Origin of the sequence: Mesorhizobium sp. M1D.F.Ca.ET.231.01.1.1 (genome assembly GCF_003999155.2) — a bacterium.
Classification (GTDB): domain Bacteria; phylum Pseudomonadota; class Alphaproteobacteria; order Rhizobiales; family Rhizobiaceae; genus Mesorhizobium.
In genome coordinates, this window is the sequence record NZ_RZOZ02000198.1 from 1 (window position 1) to 312 (window position 312).

At 64.4% G+C, this 312-nt stretch carries 1 pseudogene; it reads right to left on the reverse strand.

What is annotated here, in order from left to right:
* Window positions 1-238, reverse strand: a pseudogene (locus tag EN874_RS32950) (hypothetical protein); the annotation flags it as partial.
* Between the last annotated feature and the right edge of the window lie 74 nt (window positions 239-312).

A 312-nucleotide genomic window follows, 5' to 3' on the forward strand; every position in this document is an offset into this window, starting at 1 on the left:
GCCAAGGTTCATCCAGGCGTGCCGACGCCGAGGTCAGATATTCGTCCTGGGCGCATGAGCGATAGCGCAATTGCTGCCCGATCGCTCGGCCATAGTCGGCGGCGATCTCGCCAAAGTCCAACGCCTGATCGCCCGTGATTGTATAAGTGGGACCGGATTTCTCGGTCGCTGCCGCCGCGACCGCGGTCGCCACGTCGTCGCGCGAGATTGGCGCGACCCGACCGTCTCCCGCGGGCAACGCGAATTCTCCGGACGTCCGGCATGGCTCAAGCCAGTGGTGGAGAATGAAGTCGCAGTACAGCCCGCAGCGAA